This is a genomic window from Pseudomonas sp. FW305-28, from assembly GCF_017351395.1.
GTDB classification, from domain to species: Bacteria; Pseudomonadota; Gammaproteobacteria; order Pseudomonadales; family Pseudomonadaceae; genus Aquipseudomonas; species Aquipseudomonas fluorescens_AA.
This window is the reverse complement of the sequence record NZ_JACNDD010000031.1, coordinates 23,297-39,752: the sequence shown is the minus strand read 5'-3', so window position 1 is coordinate 39,752 and position 16,456 is coordinate 23,297. Positions and strand designations below refer to the sequence as shown.

Genomic DNA, 16,456 nt, shown 5'->3' with positions numbered 1-16,456 from the left:
ACAGCGCCCTGAAAGGTCACCTGTGGCGAAATAGCGCAGGCAAAACTAGCCTACGACGCGACCAAGGGGTAATGTGCGCGGCGTTGACGCTTCTATAGACTGTGGCCGGGCTCGTGAACCGGCCCCAAATTGTTCCTTCATGCCGCAGGCCGGCATGATTTAGCCGCCGATGCCTAGTGAGGCGTCGCGGCCTGTTCTGAGGAGTACGCATGGCTGTCTACAACTACGACGTGGTGGTACTGGGTTCCGGCCCGGCGGGGGAAGGCGCGGCAATGAACGCGGCCAAGGCAGGGCGCAAGGTGGCGATGGTCGACAGCCGTCGGCAGGTCGGCGGCAACTGCACCCACTTGGGTACCATCCCGTCCAAGGCCTTGCGTCACTCGGTCCGGCAGATCATGCAGTTCAACACCAACCCGATGTTCCGGGCCATCGGCGAGCCGCGCTGGTTCTCCTTCCCGGACGTGCTCAAGAGCGCCGAGAAGGTGATCTCCAAGCAAGTGGCCTCGCGCACCGGCTACTACGCCCGCAACCGCGTGGACGTGTTCTTCGGCACGGGCAGCTTTGCCGACGAGCAGACGGTCGAAGTGGTCTGCGGCAATGGCGTGGTCGAGAAGCTGGTGGCCAAGCACATCATCATCGCCACCGGTTCGCGCCCCTATCGCCCGGCCGACATCGATTTCAACCATGCGCGGATCTACGATAGCGACACCATCCTGAGCCTGGGTCACACCCCGCGTAAGCTCATCGTCTACGGTGCCGGCGTGATCGGTTGCGAATACGCCTCGATCTTCAGCGGCCTGGGTGTGCTGGTGGAGCTGGTGGATAACCGCGGCCAGTTGCTGAGCTTCCTGGACTCGGAAATCTCCCAGGCCCTGAGCTATCACTTCAGCAACAACAACATCACCGTGCGCCACAACGAAGACTACGACCGGGTCGAAGGCGTTGACAATGGCGTGATCCTGCACCTCAAGTCCGGCAAGAAGATCAAGGCCGACGCCTTGCTCTGGTGCAACGGCCGTACCGGTAACACCGACACCCTGGGCCTGGAAAACATCGGCGTGAAGGTCAACAGTCGCGGCCAGATCGAAGTCGATGAGAACTACCGCACCTGCGTGCCGAACATCTACGGTGCTGGTGACGTGATCGGCTGGCCGAGCCTGGCCAGTGCCGCCCACGACCAGGGCCGCTCGGCCGCCGGCAGCATTGTCGACAACGGCAGCTGGCGCTTCGTCAACGACGTGCCGACCGGCATCTACACCATTCCGGAGATCAGCTCGATCGGCAAGAACGAGCAGGAGCTGACCCAGGCCAAGGTGCCGTACGAAGTGGGCAAGGCGTTCTTCAAGAGCATGGCGCGCGCGCAGATCGCCGGCGAGCCGCAAGGCATGCTGAAGATCCTGTTCCACCGCGAGACCCTGGAAGTGCTGGGCGTGCACTGCTTCGGCTACCAGGCGTCGGAGATCGTGCACATCGGCCAGGCGATCATGAACCAGCCGGGCGAGCTGAACACGCTGAAGTACTTCGTCAACACCACGTTCAACTACCCGACCATGGCCGAAGCCTATCGGGTAGCGGCCTATGACGGGCTCAACCGGCTTTTTTGAGCGGCTCCGGCCGGTGGCCTGAGCCGGCCGGGGAGACCGATTTCAGCCCTTCCCGAGGGTGGCAGTGGCCAAACCGGGAAAGTCTGTAATCAGGCTGTCAGCGCCAAAGTCGGCGAGCCTGCGCATCAGCGCGGGCTCGTTGACGGTCCACACCGACACATGCAGCCCCTGGCGCTGCGCCTTGATCAGGCGTTCCGGCGTGCACAGGGTCCAGTTCAGCGCCAGAATCTCGCAGCCGTAGCTCTGGGCGACCTTCAACGGGTCGAGCCAGGCGTATTCGGCCACCAGTCCGCGGGAGATGTCCGGGGTCAGGTCCAGGGCCGCCTTGAGCACTTCCCGGGAACTGGACGTGATGGTGATTTTGTCCAGCAGCCCGAACCGCTGGGCCATTTCGCGGATCCCCAACACGGTGGCCGCAGCGCGGGTGCGTGAAGCGCTCTTGACCTCCAGTTGCCAATGCTCGAAATCACATGTCTCGAACAGCTCCTCCAGGCGTGGGATCGGGCACGGCTTGATCCAGCCCGGGCCACCCTTGCGCGCATCGTAGGTCACCAGCTCGGCGGCGGAATGTTCCACCACCTTGCCGCGGCGGTCCGTGGTGCGCTTGAGGGTCGGGTCGTGGATGACCATCAACTCGCCGTCCATCGAAAGATGCAGGTCCAGCTCGCAACGGCGTACGCCGTGCTTGAGGCACTCCTGAAAACCGGTCAGGGTGTTTTCCGGCGCTTCGCCCTTGGCGCCGCGGTGGCCATAAATGAGGGTCACGGTTCTTCCTTATTGATACCTGATTCGGTCAGTTCCCGGGCCAGGCGCCGTTCTTGCGCCTGTTTCTGCAGGATGTAGCGGGCCAGCAACTGGCGCTGGGCGTCGGTGGGGCGTTCGAACTCGGTGCCCACGTCGTAGCCGTCGCCCTTGGGGTCACAGTGGGTGACCCGCGCCCGCAGCAGCAAACCGAGGGCCTGGGGCATCAGCACCAGCTTGATCGACAAGTGGGCGCCGACGGCGATTGGGGTGGGGTATTGGAAGTCGACGCCGCCTTCGGAAATGATCACCGGCTGTGGCTCGCCGATTTCGCCGAGCACCGTCAGGGCAATGACCTGGCTGAGCAGGTCGATGCGTTTGTTCATCGCCTTGAGGTACGCCGCGACGCTGCGTTCGCGCTCGCTGATCTGGCGCAGCAGGTGCTGTGACTCGAATTCGCTCAGGTGCAGTTCACTGAGCAGGTTGAACAGTGGAGAAGCATCCTGCAACACTTCCTGGCCAGCAGCTTCAGGAATGGAGAGGGGCCGAATTTCCAGTGCGATCGTGTCCTCGATACGGTAGTATTCGCGGCGATCTTCTTCATCTAATGTCGACATGGCGAACCCATGGTAGCGGCGGTGGTCTGAGTGTAAAGCTGGTTTGTGACCCCCGCCACAAGGACGTTCCTTTTCCCTCCGAACAAGCCCCGACATGTTCAGACCTCTCTTCGTATTTATCGGCACGCGTTATACCCGTGCAAAGCGTCGCAATCATTTCGTATCGTTCATTTCCCTGACGTCCATCATCGGACTGGCCCTTGGCGTGGTCGTGATGATCGTCGTGCTCTCGGTGATGAACGGCTTCGACCATGAGATGCGCACCCGCGTGCTGGGCATGGTGCCCCACGCGACCCTCGAAACCGGCGAAGCCATCAGCGATTGGCCGAGCCTGGCCGCCAAGGTCAAGCAGAACCCGCAGGTGTTGGCCGTGGCGCCATTCATCCAGATGCAGGGGTTGCTGACCAACGACGGCAAGGTGTCCAAGGTGTTGCTCAATGGCATCGACCCCGGACTCGAGCGGCAGGTGTCGATCATCGATAACTTCATGCAGCAGGGCAAACTCGACGACCTGGCGCCCGGCAGCTTCGGCATCGTCATCGGCGACAAGGCCGCGGCCAAGCTCGGCGTTGCCATCGGCGACAAGCTGACCTTCGTCGCCCCGGAGGTCACCGTGACCCCGGGCGGCATGTTCCCGCGCATGAAACGCTTTACCGTGGTCGGCATCTTCCATGTCGGCGCCGGCGAGCTGGACGGTTACCTGGGGGTCACCAACCTCCAGGACCTGGCCCGCCTGCATCGTTGGAAACCGGATCAGGTCCAGGGCCTGCGGTTGAAGTTCGATGACCTGTTCCAGGCGCCGCGTGTGGCCTGGACCATCGCCCAGCAGCTTGGCGAAGACCGCTACTACGCCCGGGACTGGACCCGCACTCACGGCAACCTGTACCAGGCGATCCGCATGGAAAAAGCCATGATCGGCCTGCTGCTGTTGCTGATTGTCGCCGTGGCGGCGTTCAACATCATTTCCACGCTGGTGATGGTGGTGAACGACAAGAAGGGCGACATCGCGATCTTGCGCACCCTCGGTGCCACGCCAGGGCAGATCATGCGGATCTTCATGGTCCAGGGCACGGTCATTGGCGTGATCGGTACGTTCGTGGGGGCCCTGGTCGGGATGTTCGCCGCACTGAATGTCAGCGCCGCGATCGCCGCCCTCGAGGGCCTGATCGGGCACAAGTTTCTCAACGCCGACGTGTACTTCATCGACTACCTGCCATCGCAGTTGCAGTCCGATGACGTGTTGATGGTCTGCGGCGCCGCGTTGGTCCTGAGTTTCCTCGCCACCCTGTATCCTGCCTGGCGTGCCGCGCGCACCCAGCCTGCGGAGGCGTTACGTTATGAGTGAGTCGGGCATGAGTGAAAAAGCGATCTTGAGCTGCCGCAACCTGGGTAAATCCTACGAGGAAGGCCCGGAGTCGGTGGTGGTGTTGTCGGGCCTGCAACTGGAACTGCACCCGGGCGAGCGCGTGGCGATTGTCGGTACCTCCGGGTCCGGCAAAAGTACCTTGCTCAACCTGCTGGGCGGCCTGGATACGCCAACCGCCGGCAGCGTCTGGCTGGCCGGCGAAGAACTGTCGGCGCTGAACGAGAAGGCCCGTGGCCTGCTGCGCAACCGTTCCCTGGGTTTCGTCTACCAGTTCCACCATCTGCTGCCCGAGTTCACCGCGCTGGAAAACGTCTGCATGCCGCTGTTGATCGGCCGCACGGCGATTCCCGAGGCCCGTCAGCGCGCCACGGCGTTGCTGGAGCGGGTAGGGCTGGGGCATCGCCTGGAACACAAGCCGGCCGAACTGTCCGGTGGCGAGCGTCAGCGCGTGGCGATTGCCCGGGCCCTGGTCAACAAGCCTGGTCTGGTAATGCTCGATGAGCCGACCGGCAACCTCGACTCCCACACCGCCCAAGGCATCCAGGACTTGATGCTGGAGCTCAGCACCTCGATGCGCACGGCGTTCCTGGTGGTGACCCACGACATGAACCTGGCCCGGCAGATGGACCGCGTCCTGCACTTGCAGGAAGGTTGCCTGACGCCCATCTGACCGACCGAAACCCGACACTTGGAAACAGTGCCGGGTCTTTTATTTTCATACGGTGCCCCGCGAATGTTCAGACCGTTATCGATCTTTATCGGCACGCGCTATACCCGCGCCAAGCGCCGCAATCGCTTTGTTTCGTTCATCTCCATGACCTCGATGATCGGCCTCGCCCTGGGTGTGCTGGCAATGATCGTGGTGTTGTCGGTGATGAACGGCTTCCAGCGCGAGATGAGCTCGCGCATCCTCGGCATGGTGCCCCACGCCACGATCGTCGGTGTGAACCCGATCGACGACTGGCAGCCGGTGGCCGCCGCGGCGCTGAAGAATCCCGAAGTCACTGCCGCTGTGCCGTTTACCGAGATGGAAGGCATGCTGAGCCATAAAGGTTCGATGCAGCCGATCCAGATCAGCGGCATCGATCCGGCCCAGGAAGGCAAGGTGTCCATCGTTGCCCAGCATATCGTCCAGGGGCGTCTCGATGCCTTGAAGCCGGGCGAATACGGTGTGGTCATCGGTGAGATCACGGCCCGGCGTTTCCGTTTGAATGTCGGTGACAAACTGACGTTGATCGTGCCGGAAGTCAGCACCGCGCCGGGGGGCATCACGCCGCGGATGCAGCGCTTGAACGTCGTGGGTGTGTTCAAGGTCGGCGCCGAGCTGGACGGTTCCATGGCCCTGATCCACCTGGCCGACGCCGCGCAGATGCAGCATTGGCAGCCGAACCAGGTGCAAAGCGTGCGCCTGGCGGTGAAAGACTTGTACGCAGCGCCGAAGGTCTCCGGTGACATCGCCACTGGCCTTGGCGCGGATTACAAGGCTGACGACTGGACTCATACCCAGGGCAGCCTGTTCAGCGCCATGAAAATGGAAAAAACCATGATTGGCTTGCTGTTGCTGATGATTGTCGCGGTGGCGGCGTTCAACATCATCGCCACGCTGATCATGGTGGTGAACGACAAGGGCGCGGACATCGCGATCCTGCGTACCATCGGCGCCACGCCGCGGCAGATCATGGCGATCTTCATGGTCCAGGGCACGGTGATTGGTGTCGTCGGCACGCTCATCGGTGGCGTGCTGGGGGTGATCGCGGCGTTGAACGTCAGTGCGCTGGTGGGCTGGCTGGAACGGGTCAGCGGCCAGCACATCTTCAGTTCCGATGTGTATTTCGTCAGCAACCTGCCGTCGGAGCTGCAGCGTGGCGACGTCGTGCTGATCTGCTCGGCCGGGTTCATCCTGAGCTTCCTCGCCACCGTCTACCCGGCATGGCGCGCGGCGAAGATCGAACCGGCGCAGGCGTTGCGGTATTCCTGATACCCCGTAGGTCTGGATGCTTGCCAGGCCTGTGGCTTTTTTTTGGAGCGCTTCGCGCTCCAGCGGGAGCAAGCTCCCTCGCCACAGGGGTTGTGTCGGGCTTAATCCCCCTTCGGCAATTCGATCAGGAACCGCGTCCAGCCTTCGGCCGATTCACAACGGATCTGCCCGCCATGGGCGCGGATGATCGAGCGGGTGATGGCCAGTCCAAGCCCCGCATGTTCGCTGCTGCCTTCCTGGCGGGCCGGGTCGGCGCGGTAGAAGCGGTCGAACAGGCGCGGCAGCAAGTCCGCTGCAATTCCTTCGCCACTGTTCTCCACACTAACGCTCACTCCTTGAGTCGCATCGACAATGTGCACCCGCACTTCGCCGTCAGCGGGGGTGAAGCGCAGGGCGTTGTCCAGCAGGTTGGAGAGCGCCCGGCGCAACATGTTGCGGTCACCCTCTATGCGGCCATCGCCCTCGCGGCTCAGGCGGACGTTGGTGTCTTCGGCCAGCGGCGCGAAGAAGTCCAGCAGCACGTCCACTTCCTCGGCCAATTGCAGCGGTTCGCGATTGAGCGCCAGCAAGCCGTGGTCGGCCTTGGCCAGGTACAGCATGTCGTTGACCAGTTGCGCCATCCATTGCAGTTCTTCGAGATTGCTGTGCAACGCCTCGCGGTAATCCTCCAGGGGGCGTTCGCGAGTGAGGGTGACTTGGGTGTGGGTCAGCAGGTTCGACAGCGGCGTGCGCAACTCATGGGCGATGTCGGCAGAGAACGCCGAGAGCCGCTGAAACGCATCGTCGAGGCGTCCGAGCATGGCGTTGATGCTGTGGGCCAATTCCGCCAGTTCGGCGGGCATCTGCTCTTCGGGCAGGCGGGCGTTGAGGGAACGGGCCGAGACGTTGCCGGCGATGGCGCCCATGCGTCGCAACGGCCGCAGGGCCCGCCGGGCGGCCCAGGCACCGAGCAGGGCGGTGGCCAGGGCCGAAAGGCCGACGGTCAGCCAGATCAGCCTTTGCATGCGTTGCAGGAAGTGCTGGTGGTGGGTGATGTCCAGCAACAGGGTCAGTTGCGGTGAATCGGCTCGGTCGGGATACAGCGGTGCATTCAACACCCGGTAATCGTTGTCGGCATCGCTGAGGGTCGACAGGCCGGGCCGCTCCGGCAACTGAGCCGGAATCCGGATCGAACTGTCGTACCAACGCACGCCATCGCTGCCTTTGATGCGCAGCGCCAGGTCGGCCTGACGGCTCAGCTCATCTTCCAGCCGGCGTTGGGTCTGCTCGGCGTTAAGGTCTTGCAGGGCGCGGCGCAGGCCGATCAGCTTGCCTTCGAGCAGTTGCTGGTCCAGCTCGATGAAGTGTGCCTCGCTGCCACGGCTGAACAGCACGCCGGCAAACAACGACACCACTGCCGTGCAGGCGGCGAACAGCAGCGCCAGGCGGCTGCTCAGCGACCACCGGCCCCTCACAGGCTGCGCTCTTCAAGCACATACCCCATGCCCCGCACGGTGTGGATGAGCTTATTGGGGAACTCATCGTCGATCTTGATGCGCAGGCGCCGGATGGCGACCTCGATGACGTTGGTGTCGCTGTCGAAGTTCATGTCCCAGACCTGGGACGCGATCAGCGATTTGGGCAGCACTTCACCCTGGCGGCGCAGGAGCATTTCCAACAAGGCGAACTCCTTGGCGGTGAGGTCGATGCGCCGACCGCTGCGTTCGACGCGACGGCGGATCAGGTCCAGGCGCAAGTCGGCCAGTTGCAGGCTGGTTTCCTGTTGCGTCGAACCGCCTCGGCGCAACAGGCTGCGCACCCGCGCCAGCAACTCGGAAAAAGCAAAGGGCTTGACCAGGTAATCATCGGCGCCCAGCTCCAGCCCATGCACCCGATCCTGTACCGCGTCCCGCGCGGTGAGGAACAGCACCGGGGTATCCAGGCCAGCCCCGCGGACGGCTTGCAGGATCTGCCAGCCATCGCGGCCGGGCAACATCACGTCGAGGATCAGCAAGGCGTATTCACCGCTCAAGGCCAGTTGCTGGCCGGTGATGCCGTCGGCCACCAGGTCGGCGTTGAACCCGGCTTCGCCCAGGCCTTGGCGCAGGTATTGGCCGGTTTTGGTTTGGTCTTCGACGATCAGCAGTTTCATGGGCGGCTCAAGGCTGGGTTGGGACAAGGGCGTTATACCGTGGCAGGCGGGCTGGTGGCGCAACCTGACAAAGTTGTAATCGAGCTGTCAGCCGACTGGCAGGGCTGCAGCGATAGAGTTTCCCACACGCTGAATCCGATTGGAGTATGGACATGTTGATGGGAAACCGCTTGATCCTGGCTGCTTGTGCACTGGCCCTCAGTGCGCCGCTGTGGGCATCGCCCGGTCATTTCGATTTTGGCCAGCCCGCGCCGGCGGCCAAGGCCAGTCGCAGCATTGACGTGGTGATGGGCGATATGACGTTCGATCCCGGAGCCCTTGATATCAAGGCCGGCGAGACGGTTCGGTTCGTGCTGATCAATAAGGGCCAGTTGCTCCACGAGTTCAACCTGGGCAACGCGGCCATGCACGCCGACCATCAACAGGAAATGCTCAAGATGCAGCAGAGCGGCCAGTTGATGCCAACCGCGATGAAGCCGGGGATGGATCATGCCGCCATGGGCCACGACCAGGCGAGCATGCGCCACGATGACCCCAACAGCGTGTTGGTGGAGCCGGGCAAGACCGCCGAGCTGACCTGGACCTTCAGCAAGGCCACGCGCTTGGAGTTTGCCTGCAATATTCCCGGTCACTACCAGGCCGGGATGAAGGGCGACCTGACAGTCAGTCAGTAAGCACTCAAAGGCTGCGGCAAAGGCTGATAGAATCCGCTGATTCTTCAGTCAGGTTTCCGTCATGCATCCCGCAGCCGAACATTCGCCGCTGGGCAAATCCAGCGAATACATCGCCACGTACACGCCGTCACTGCTGTTCCCGATCCCGCGCACCGCGAAATGGGCGGAACTGGGCCTGACGGCCGAGACCCTGCCGTACAAGGGCGTGGATTTCTGGAACTGTTTCGAGCTGTCGTGGCTGTTGCCGTCCGGCAAGCCGGTGGTGGCCATCGGTGAATTCGCGATTCCGGCGGATTCGCCGAATATCATCGAGTCCAAATCCTTCAAGCTGTACCTCAACTCCTTGAACCAGACCCCGTTCGCCGACACCGCGAGCCTGGAAGCCACCCTGCGCCAGGACCTGTCGGCTGCGGCCGGCAAGGCGGTGGGTGTGCGAATCCGCAGCCTCAAGGACGTGGAGCGTGAAGGCATCGTGGCGCTGCCCGGTACCTGCATCGACGATCTGGACATCAGCGTCGACTCCTACGCACACCCGCGCCCGGAGCTGCTGCGCTGCGATGCTTCACGCATCGTCGAGCAAAGCCTGCACAGCCACCTGCTCAAATCCAACTGCCCGGTGACCAGCCAGCCAGACTGGGGCAGCGTGGCGGTGGAATATCGCGGCGCTGCCCTGGACCCGGCCAGCCTGCTGGCCTACCTCGTCAGCTTCCGCCAGCATTCCGATTTCCATGAGCAATGCGTGGAACGAATCTTTCTCGACCTGCAGCGCTTGCTCAAACCGGAGAAATTGACGGTGTATGCGCGGTATGTAAGGCGTGGTGGGCTGGACATCAACCCGTATCGCAGTACCGAAGATGTCCAACTGCCGAACCACCGCCTGGTCCGTCAGTAAATTTTCTTGTGGAAGTGAGCTCTTGTGGGAGCGAGCTTGCTCGCGATGAGGGCAGCACCTCCAACATTGAGGTTGGCTGATACACCGCTATCGCGAGCAAGCTCCCTCCCACAGGGGATGCATTGCAGGCACGTGAAACTAAAAAGCCCTGCTATATAGCAGGGCTTTTTGCATGCGAAGGGTTCAGATCCCCATGTTGCCCAAGGCTTGCACGATGTTGCGCAAGGTCCCGGCCAGCGTGGGGTGCTCCAGCTCGAAGCGTTCGACGGCCAGGTTCACATTGTCAGCGAGGTTGGTGTCCTGTGTTTGGGTTTCCAGTTCAAGCTCGAATTCGATCTGTTCCATCAGCGCCTGCAGGTCGGCGCGTTCGGCTTCGGACAGGGGTGGATTCTGGTCCAATTGCTCGCGCAGTGTGTTGAGCTGGTCTTGCAATTCGCGGGCAGGCATTGGCGTACTCCCTTTATTGATAGGCACAGCCATGGACCGCGACGCTGCGTCAAAAGTCCATGGCCTGCCTTAAGAGTAATCCACACTGACGCGCCCTGCATGATCCCGGTCAGGGCTTCTCGCCTTTAATGCGGCGCAGGCAGATATCGGCCAGGCAAGTGTCGAGCTCGCCCAAGTGATCGATCACTGAATGCACCCCGAGGCCGAACAATTGCACGGTGGCCTTGGCGCGTTTGGTTTCCCGCGCCTGTTGGCTCAATGCCTGCCACTCGGCGGGCGCCAGGCCACACAAAGAGCCGCAGGATGCCAGTCCGATCGTCCATAAACCTGCATTGAGCCCTGACTGCAACAACCGCGGTTCGCCGCTGACCAGCACGCAGCCGTCCAACTGCTGGACGTTCAGCGCCATCAGCGCTTGCCAGCAGGCATGCGGTGCTGGCCATGGATAATTTGTTGCGGGAAGTTGCGGCGCTTTGATGGACGTGGGCAATGAAGCCGCCAGGCTATGGCTGATGGCGGGAGGCAATTCGTCGAGCCAGGCGCAGGGGATATTCAGATGTTGCAAGCGTTGCAGGCTTTCCAGGGCTCCGGGTGTCGGCTGGGCGTGATCCGCTGGTGCTGCCCCTGGCTGACGAATGCGCGCCCCGAAATCCACCAGGCATCCGCTGAGGCCAAACAGTACGGCGGTCAGGCTGGGGACGGGGAGGGGCAGGGCTTCGGCGCGGGGCATGGGAACGTCCTTGAAATAACCAGCAGCCTAATGGGCTCCGATGACAGTCCGGTGACAGTGAGATGAAGGCTGCCAGTTGCGGAAAAGTCCTACGGCCTGGGTGTTTTTCGGTGCTGCCTATCCACGCGTTCCGTCTTATACTAGCCAGCTTACCGCCTGGGCTCGGCGCCCTTGCCTGAATAATCCAAGGAGTTCTTCCCTATGCGCTGGAGCCATCGTCTAGCTCAGCTGTGTCTTTCCGCTTGTGTCCTGCTGGTTCCGTTCGCCACTCAGGCCGCGACGGAAGAAGATCCTTGGGAAAGCATCAACCGTCCAATCTTCACCTTCAACGACACCGTCGATACCTATGCGCTCAAGCCACTGGCCCAGGGTTATCAATACGTGACGCCGCAGTTCCTCGAAGACGGCATCCACAACATGTTTCGTAACATCGGCGACGTCGGCAACCTGGCCAACAACGTGTTGCAGGCCAAGCCGGCCGCCGCCGGGGTCGACACCGCCCGGTTGATCTTCAACACCACCTTCGGCCTGCTGGGCTTCTTTGACGTGGGCACCCAGATGGGCCTGCAGCGCAGCGATGAAGATTTCGGCCAGACCCTTGGCTACTGGGGCCTGGGCAGTGGTCCGTATGTGATGCTGCCGCTGCTGGGGCCAAGCACCCTGCGTGACGCACCGGCCAAGCTGGTCGATGACTACACCGCTCCTTATCGTTATATCGATAACGTCTCGGTGCGTAACTCCATTCACGGCCTGAACATCGTCGATACCCGCGCCAGCCTGTTGTCGGCCGAGAAGATGGTGAGCGGCGACAAATACGTCTTCATCCGCAATGCCTACCTGCAGAACCGCGAATTCAAAGTCAAGGACGGTCAGGTCGAAGACGATTTTTGATTTCGATTTGTAAAACCACAGAAGGCGGCCCAAAAGGCCGCCTTCTGTGCTTTGGCGTCGTGTTTGAGCGGGTTTGATCCTTCCATTGAGTTACGCTTCGCTCGGTTCTTATAACTCTCTGTGCTTTGACAAATAAAGACGGCAAGCGGCTATCTGCATGAGCTTGAAACGCCCCGCGGATGGGAGTACCGTCTGCGCCTTAGAAGGGCACCTCTGATGTAAGGGCGTGTAGGGCAAAGGCCTGACGCCGGTACGACAGAGAGGCTAGAAAGCGAATCCAGTAGTGCGTGCCAGGCCAGACCGCCCAGCCCGCTACGCCAACCTAATTCTGGCGCCGTTTGCCCACATGCCAAAAACCAGTGCCACGCTGCTGATAATCGATGATGACGAAGTGGTGCGAGCCAGTCTCGCAGCCTACTTGGAAGACAGTGGTTTCAGCGTCCTGCAGGCCAGCAATGGCCAACAGGGTCTTCAGGTATTCGAGCAAGACAAGCCCGACCTGGTCATCTGCGACCTGCGCATGCCGCAGATGGGCGGACTCGAACTCATTCGCCAGGTGACCGAGCTTTCCTCACAGACCCCGGTGATCGTGGTGTCGGGCGCGGGCGTGATGAACGACGCAGTCGAGGCATTGCGCCTGGGCGCGGCGGATTACCTGATCAAGCCCCTTGAAGACCTCGCGGTGCTCGAGCACTCGGTGCGCCGGGCCTTGGACCGTTCGCGGCTGTTGGTGGAAAACCAGCGCTACCGCGAGAAGCTGGAAACCGCCAACCGCGAGCTGGAAGCCAGCCTGAACCTGTTGCAGGAAGACCAGAACGCCGGGCGCCAGGTGCAGATGAACATGCTGCCGGTCAGTCCCTGGACCGTCGACGATTTCCGTTTTGCCCACCAGATCATCCCGTCGTTGTACCTGTCGGGCGATTTCGTGGACTATTTCCGCGTCGATGAGCGGCGAGTGGCGTTCTACCTGGCGGACGTTTCCGGCCATGGCGCGTCCTCGGCCTTCGTGACGGTGCTGTTGAAATTCATGACCACGCGGCTGCTGTTCGAATCCAAGCGCAATGGCACGCTGCCAGAGTTCAAGCCGTCGGAAGTCCTTGGGCATATCAACCGAGGCCTGATCAGTTGTAAGCTGGGCAAACACGTCACAATGGTCGGTGGAGTCATCGACGAGGAGACTGGTTTGTTGACCTATAGCATCGGCGGTCACCTGCCGTTGCCTGTGTTGTATACGCCAGACAGTGTTCGTTACCTGGAAGGGCGTGGTTTGCCGGTGGGCCTGTTCAACGAGGCCACCTACGAAGACCACGTACTGGAATTGCCACCGACATTCAGCCTGACGCTGATGTCTGATGGCATTTTGGACCTTTTGACAGAACCTACACTCAAAGAGAAAGAAGCGGCCTTGCCTGAACGGGTAAGCGCAGCGGGCGGCAGCCTGGAAGGCTTGCGTCAAGTGTTTGGATTAGCCACGCTCGGGGAGATGCCGGATGATATCGCCCTGTTAGTGTTGAGCAGGAACCTTTGATGAGTACCGGTAGAATCCAGTTCGCCGAGCAGGACGGCACCTTCGTCCTGAAGTTTGTCGGTGAAGTGCGCCTGACCCTGTGTTCGGCGCTGGATGCGACTATTGAGCGGATCTTCACCGCGCTGAACTTCAGCGCCATCGTGATCGACCTGACCGAAACCCGCAGCATCGACAGCACCACATTGGGCCTGTTGGCCAAGCTGTCGATCCTGTCGCGGCAAAAGGTCGGCCTGCTGCCGACCGTCGTCACCACCCACAACGACATCACCCGTCTGCTGCAATCGATGGGCTTCGACCAGGTGTTCAACATCGTGGGCGACCCTGTGCCGTGTCCGGAATGCCTGGACGACCTGCCTGACCAGGATCAGTCCGAAGAGGAAGTGCGGATCAAGGTGCTTGAAGCCCACAAGATCCTCATGGGGCTCAACGACTCCAATCGTGAAGCGTTCCATGATCTGGTGAATGCGCTGGAGCGGCCTTGAGTCTTGGGCTTTGTGTAGGCTGCACCGGCTTTATCGCGAGCAAGCTCGCTCCCACAGGTTTTTTGACGTTCTGACATCCCTTGTGGGAGCGAGCTTTCTCGCGATGGCGTTTGCCGACCCGCCACATTGCTTAAGCCAAGCCGCATAAAAAAGGGCGAACCCAACCAGGTTCGCCCTTTTTGCATGCCGGCTGAATCAGCTCAAAGCTTGGCTTGCAGCAACGCCTCCAGTTTCTCCTGGTCCCGGGCAAACTGACGAATACCTTCGGCCAGTTTCTCGGTCGCCATGGCGTCCTCGTTGGACAACCAGCGGAACTGCGCTTCGTCGAGGATCAAGCGCGCCTCTCCGGCTTGCCCTGGCGCCAGCTTGCGCTCCAGCTTGCCTTCGTCGGCGGCGAGTTTTTCCAGCAGGTCCGGGCTGACGGTCAAGCGGTCGCACCCGGCCAGTTGCTCGATCTGGTTGAGGTTGCGGAAGCTCGCGCCCATGACCACGGTCTTGTAGTCGTTGGCCTTGTAGTAGTTGTAGATGCGCGTCACCGACTGCACGCCCGGATCATCCGCGCCGGTGTAGTCGTTACCATTGGCTTTCTTGTACCAGTCGTAGATACGGCCCACGAACGGCGAAATCAGGAACACCCCGGCATCGGCACAGGCCGCGGCCTGGGCGAAGGAGAACAGCAGCGTCAGGTTGCACTGGATGCCTTCACGCTCCAGCTGTTCGGCTGCACGAATGCCTTCCCAGGTGGAGGCAATCTTGATCAACACCCGATCCCGGCCAATACCGGCCTTTTCGTACAGGTCGACCAGACGATGCGCACGCTTCAACATGGCCTCGGTGTCGAACGACAGGCGCGCGTCCACTTCAGTGGAAATACGCCCCGGGATCACTTTCAGGATTTCTTGCCCGACCGCTACGGCAAAACGGTCGCTGGCCAGGCCCACATCGCCCTTGCAGTCCGCCACGCAGGCGTTCAGTTGCTCGGCATAGCCCTGAATGGCCGACGCCTTGAGCAGCAGGGAAGGGTTGGTGGTGGCGTCCACGGGTTTGACGCGGGCAATGGCCTCGAAGTCGCCGGTATCGGCCACGACGGTGGTGAATTGTTTGAGTTGTTCCAGCTTGGAAGTCATGAGCGTGCTCTGTCCTATGGGTCCGTTGACATTACCCGAGGGCCGGCAGCCACTCAAGGGCGTGAAGAGGTATCGACGGCCCCAGCGGCAACAACCTGAAAACGGCTGTTTGAAAGGCCGGGGCGGTATCGGTAGATACGATGCCAAAACAGCGTGCAGGTTCAAAGCAAGTGACGGTTAACGCCCTTCCAGCAGTTGCCCTGCCTGATCCAGCAACGCCAACGGATCCTTGGTTTTGTGGATGTCCACCGACAACAACTGCCGAAACCGCCGCGCCCCCGGAAACCCGGTGCCCAGCCCCAACACATGACGGGTAATGTGATGCATCGACCCGCCAGCGGCCAGGTGATCGGCAATATAAGGCCGCAACTGCGCCAGCGCCTCGGCCCGGGTGATGATCGGTGCGGTGCTGCCAAACAACTGCTGATCCACTTCGGCCAGCAGATACGGGTTGTGATAAGCCTCGCGCCCCAGCATCACACCGTCGAACGTCTGCAGATGCTCGTGGCAGGCCTCCAGCGTCTTGATCCCACCGTTGAGCACAATCTCCAACTCCGGAAAATCCGCCTTCAACCGCGCGGCCACGTCATAACGCAGCGGCGGGATGTCGCGGTTCTCCTTCGGCGACAGCCCCTCCAGAATCGCAATCCGCGCATGCACGGTAAAACTCGTGCAACCGGCCTCGCGCACCGTCCCGACGAACTCACGCAACTGCTCGTAACTGTCCCGCCCATTGATCCCGATGCGATGCTTGACCGTCACCGGAATCGACACCGCATCACGCATCGCTTTCACACAATCGGCCACCAACCCCGGATGCCCCATCAGGCACGCGCCGATCATATTGTTCTGCACCCGGTCGCTGGGGCAGCCGACGTTGAGGTTCACCTCGTCGTAACCGTGCTCCTGGGCCATACGGGCGCAGGCGGCCAGGTCGGCAGGGACGCTGCCGCCCAGTTGCAGGGCCAGGGGGTGTTCGGATGGGTGATGGCGCAGGAAGCGTTCGTGGTCACCGTTGAGCAGCGCGCCGGTGGTGACCATTTCGGTGTAGAGCAGGGCGTGTTTGGATAGGATGCGTAGGAAGAAGCGGCAGTGGGCGTCGGTCCAATCCATCATCGGGGCGACGGAGAAGCGGCGGGACGGCTCGGAGTGGGATGATCCAGTGTTTACGAGGGCTTCAGGTTTTTCTGGTTTCATTAATACTGATCTTATATACAGCGGTTTTTACCCATTTTCCTTGTTTTTGGA

General features: G+C 61.5%; 17 protein-coding genes. 9 read left to right on the top strand and 8 right to left on the bottom strand.

From position 1 onward, the window contains the following. Positions 1–209: 209 nt before the first annotated feature. Entirely contained in the window at positions 210–1,604 is a 1,395-nt protein-coding gene (sthA, locus tag J4E53_RS10015; protein ID WP_003183399.1) for a Si-specific NAD(P)(+) transhydrogenase, read from the top strand. A 42-nt stretch (positions 1,605–1,646) separates the two neighbouring features. Here sthA and J4E53_RS10010 read toward each other — a convergent pair whose 3' ends face one another. Both J4E53_RS10010 and J4E53_RS10005 read right to left on the bottom strand, forming a co-directional pair. Continuing rightward, positions 1,647–2,369 carry a glycerophosphodiester phosphodiesterase family protein gene (locus J4E53_RS10010; RefSeq protein WP_072407809.1) on the bottom strand — a complete coding sequence of 241 codons (723 nt, stop codon included), beginning with the start codon at positions 2,367–2,369 and terminating at the stop codon, positions 1,647–1,649. Next, entirely contained in the window at positions 2,366–2,962 is a 597-nt protein-coding gene (locus tag J4E53_RS10005) for a PilZ domain-containing protein (protein WP_103308894.1), read from the bottom strand. The genes J4E53_RS10010 and J4E53_RS10005 overlap by 4 nt, the downstream gene beginning before the upstream one ends. Positions 2,963–3,056: 94 nt before the next feature. On the opposite strand from J4E53_RS10005, the gene J4E53_RS10000 reads away from it, so the two are divergent. The 3 genes from J4E53_RS10000 (at position 3,057) to J4E53_RS09990 (ending at position 6,306) form a co-directional block, all read left to right on the top strand. Next, positions 3,057–4,307 (top strand): lipoprotein-releasing ABC transporter permease subunit, encoded by a 1,251-nt coding sequence (locus J4E53_RS10000; protein ID WP_092166585.1) that lies wholly within the window; start codon positions 3,057–3,059, stop codon positions 4,305–4,307. A gap of 7 nt (positions 4,308–4,314) precedes the next feature. Beyond that, the gene (gene lolD, locus J4E53_RS09995) at positions 4,315–4,998 is read left to right on the top strand and encodes a lipoprotein-releasing ABC transporter ATP-binding protein LolD (RefSeq protein ID WP_162843734.1); all 684 of its coding nucleotides are present in this window, start codon (positions 4,315–4,317) and stop codon (positions 4,996–4,998) included. A gap of 63 nt (positions 4,999–5,061) precedes the next feature. Then, complete coding sequence (locus tag J4E53_RS09990; RefSeq protein ID WP_072407805.1) at positions 5,062–6,306, top strand: lipoprotein-releasing ABC transporter permease subunit; 1,245 nt, start codon at positions 5,062–5,064, stop codon at positions 6,304–6,306. Positions 6,307–6,407: 101 nt separating this feature from the next. Here the strand turns inward: J4E53_RS09990 and J4E53_RS09985 are convergent, their stop codons facing one another. After that, positions 6,408–7,760 carry a heavy metal sensor histidine kinase gene (locus J4E53_RS09985; protein WP_103308893.1) on the bottom strand — a complete coding sequence of 451 codons (1,353 nt, stop codon included), beginning with the start codon at positions 7,758–7,760 and terminating at the stop codon, positions 6,408–6,410. Beyond that, positions 7,757–8,437 (bottom strand): heavy metal response regulator transcription factor, encoded by a 681-nt coding sequence (locus tag J4E53_RS09980; protein WP_072407801.1) that lies wholly within the window; start codon positions 8,435–8,437, stop codon positions 7,757–7,759. The genes J4E53_RS09985 and J4E53_RS09980 overlap by 4 nt, the downstream gene beginning before the upstream one ends. A 152-nt stretch (positions 8,438–8,589) precedes the next feature. Here J4E53_RS09980 and J4E53_RS09975 point away from each other — a divergent pair, with 152 nt between their 5' ends. Continuing rightward, complete coding sequence (locus J4E53_RS09975; protein WP_103308892.1) at positions 8,590–9,111, top strand: plastocyanin/azurin family copper-binding protein; 522 nt, start codon at positions 8,590–8,592, stop codon at positions 9,109–9,111. Between the two features lie 61 nt (positions 9,112–9,172). Next, a complete protein-coding gene (gene queF, locus J4E53_RS09970; RefSeq protein WP_060738393.1) occupies positions 9,173–10,003 on the top strand; it encodes an NADPH-dependent 7-cyano-7-deazaguanine reductase QueF in 831 nt (276 codons plus the stop codon). A gap of 183 nt (positions 10,004–10,186) precedes the next feature. On the opposite strand, the gene J4E53_RS09965 is transcribed toward queF, so the two are convergent. Both J4E53_RS09965 and J4E53_RS09960 read right to left on the bottom strand, forming a co-directional pair. Then, the gene (locus J4E53_RS09965) at positions 10,187–10,450 is read right to left on the bottom strand and encodes a DUF4404 family protein (protein ID WP_060738392.1); all 264 of its coding nucleotides are present in this window, start codon (positions 10,448–10,450) and stop codon (positions 10,187–10,189) included. Positions 10,451–10,559: 109 nt separating this feature from the next. Further along, entirely contained in the window at positions 10,560–11,180 is a 621-nt protein-coding gene (locus J4E53_RS09960; protein ID WP_103308891.1) for a phosphatase, read from the bottom strand. Positions 11,181–11,381: 201 nt separating this feature from the next. Between J4E53_RS09960 and J4E53_RS09955 the strand changes: the two genes are divergently transcribed. From J4E53_RS09955 to rssC, 3 genes are all read left to right on the top strand, one after another. Then, complete coding sequence (locus J4E53_RS09955) at positions 11,382–12,071, top strand: VacJ family lipoprotein (protein ID WP_103308890.1); 690 nt, start codon at positions 11,382–11,384, stop codon at positions 12,069–12,071. Positions 12,072–12,417: 346 nt separating this feature from the next. Continuing rightward, a complete protein-coding gene (gene rssB, locus J4E53_RS09950; protein WP_060738389.1) occupies positions 12,418–13,599 on the top strand; it encodes a two-component system response regulator RssB in 1,182 nt (393 codons plus the stop codon). After that, positions 13,599–14,081: an anti-sigma factor antagonist RssC gene (gene rssC / locus J4E53_RS09945; protein ID WP_025212773.1), complete on the top strand. Its 483-nt coding sequence runs from the start codon at positions 13,599–13,601 to the stop codon at positions 14,079–14,081. Before rssB ends, rssC begins: the two co-directional genes overlap by 1 nt. Positions 14,082–14,281: 200 nt before the next feature. Here the strand turns inward: rssC and tal are convergent, their stop codons facing one another. Next, the gene (gene tal, locus J4E53_RS09940; RefSeq protein WP_092197315.1) at positions 14,282–15,208 is read right to left on the bottom strand and encodes a transaldolase; all 927 of its coding nucleotides are present in this window, start codon (positions 15,206–15,208) and stop codon (positions 14,282–14,284) included. A 177-nt stretch (positions 15,209–15,385) separates the two neighbouring features. Beyond that, on the bottom strand, positions 15,386–16,405 hold the full coding sequence (gene dusA, locus J4E53_RS09935) for a tRNA dihydrouridine(20/20a) synthase DusA (RefSeq protein WP_103308889.1): 1,020 nt from the start codon (positions 16,403–16,405) through the stop codon (positions 15,386–15,388). Between the last annotated feature and the right edge of the window lie 51 nt (positions 16,406–16,456).

Bases quoted from the DNA above. Each gene is read 5' to 3' on its own strand.
- sthA (WP_003183399.1), top strand. From the start codon at position 210: ATGGCTGTCTACAACTACGACGTGGTGGTACTGGGTTCCGGCCCGGCG.
- J4E53_RS10005 (WP_103308894.1), bottom strand. From the start codon at position 2,962: ATGTCGACATTAGATGAAGAAGATCGCCGCGAATACTACCGTATCGAG.
- J4E53_RS10000 (WP_092166585.1), top strand. From the start codon at position 3,057: ATGTTCAGACCTCTCTTCGTATTTATCGGCACGCGTTATACCCGTGCA.
- lolD (WP_162843734.1), top strand. From the start codon at position 4,315: ATGAGTGAAAAAGCGATCTTGAGCTGCCGCAACCTGGGTAAATCCTAC.
- J4E53_RS09990 (WP_072407805.1), top strand. From the start codon at position 5,062: ATGTTCAGACCGTTATCGATCTTTATCGGCACGCGCTATACCCGCGCC.
- J4E53_RS09980 (WP_072407801.1), bottom strand. From the start codon at position 8,437: ATGAAACTGCTGATCGTCGAAGACCAAACCAAAACCGGCCAATACCTG.
- J4E53_RS09975 (WP_103308892.1), top strand. From the start codon at position 8,590: ATGTTGATGGGAAACCGCTTGATCCTGGCTGCTTGTGCACTGGCCCTC.
- queF (WP_060738393.1), top strand. From the start codon at position 9,173: ATGCATCCCGCAGCCGAACATTCGCCGCTGGGCAAATCCAGCGAATAC.
- J4E53_RS09965 (WP_060738392.1), bottom strand. From the start codon at position 10,450: ATGCCTGCCCGCGAATTGCAAGACCAGCTCAACACACTGCGCGAGCAA.
- J4E53_RS09960 (WP_103308891.1), bottom strand. From the start codon at position 11,180: ATGCCCCGCGCCGAAGCCCTGCCCCTCCCCGTCCCCAGCCTGACCGCC.
- J4E53_RS09955 (WP_103308890.1), top strand. From the start codon at position 11,382: ATGCGCTGGAGCCATCGTCTAGCTCAGCTGTGTCTTTCCGCTTGTGTC.
- rssB (WP_060738389.1), top strand. From the start codon at position 12,418: ATGCCAAAAACCAGTGCCACGCTGCTGATAATCGATGATGACGAAGTG.
- rssC (WP_025212773.1), top strand. From the start codon at position 13,599: ATGAGTACCGGTAGAATCCAGTTCGCCGAGCAGGACGGCACCTTCGTC.
- tal (WP_092197315.1), bottom strand. From the start codon at position 15,208: ATGACTTCCAAGCTGGAACAACTCAAACAATTCACCACCGTCGTGGCC.
- dusA (WP_103308889.1), bottom strand. From the start codon at position 16,405: ATGAAACCAGAAAAACCTGAAGCCCTCGTAAACACTGGATCATCCCAC.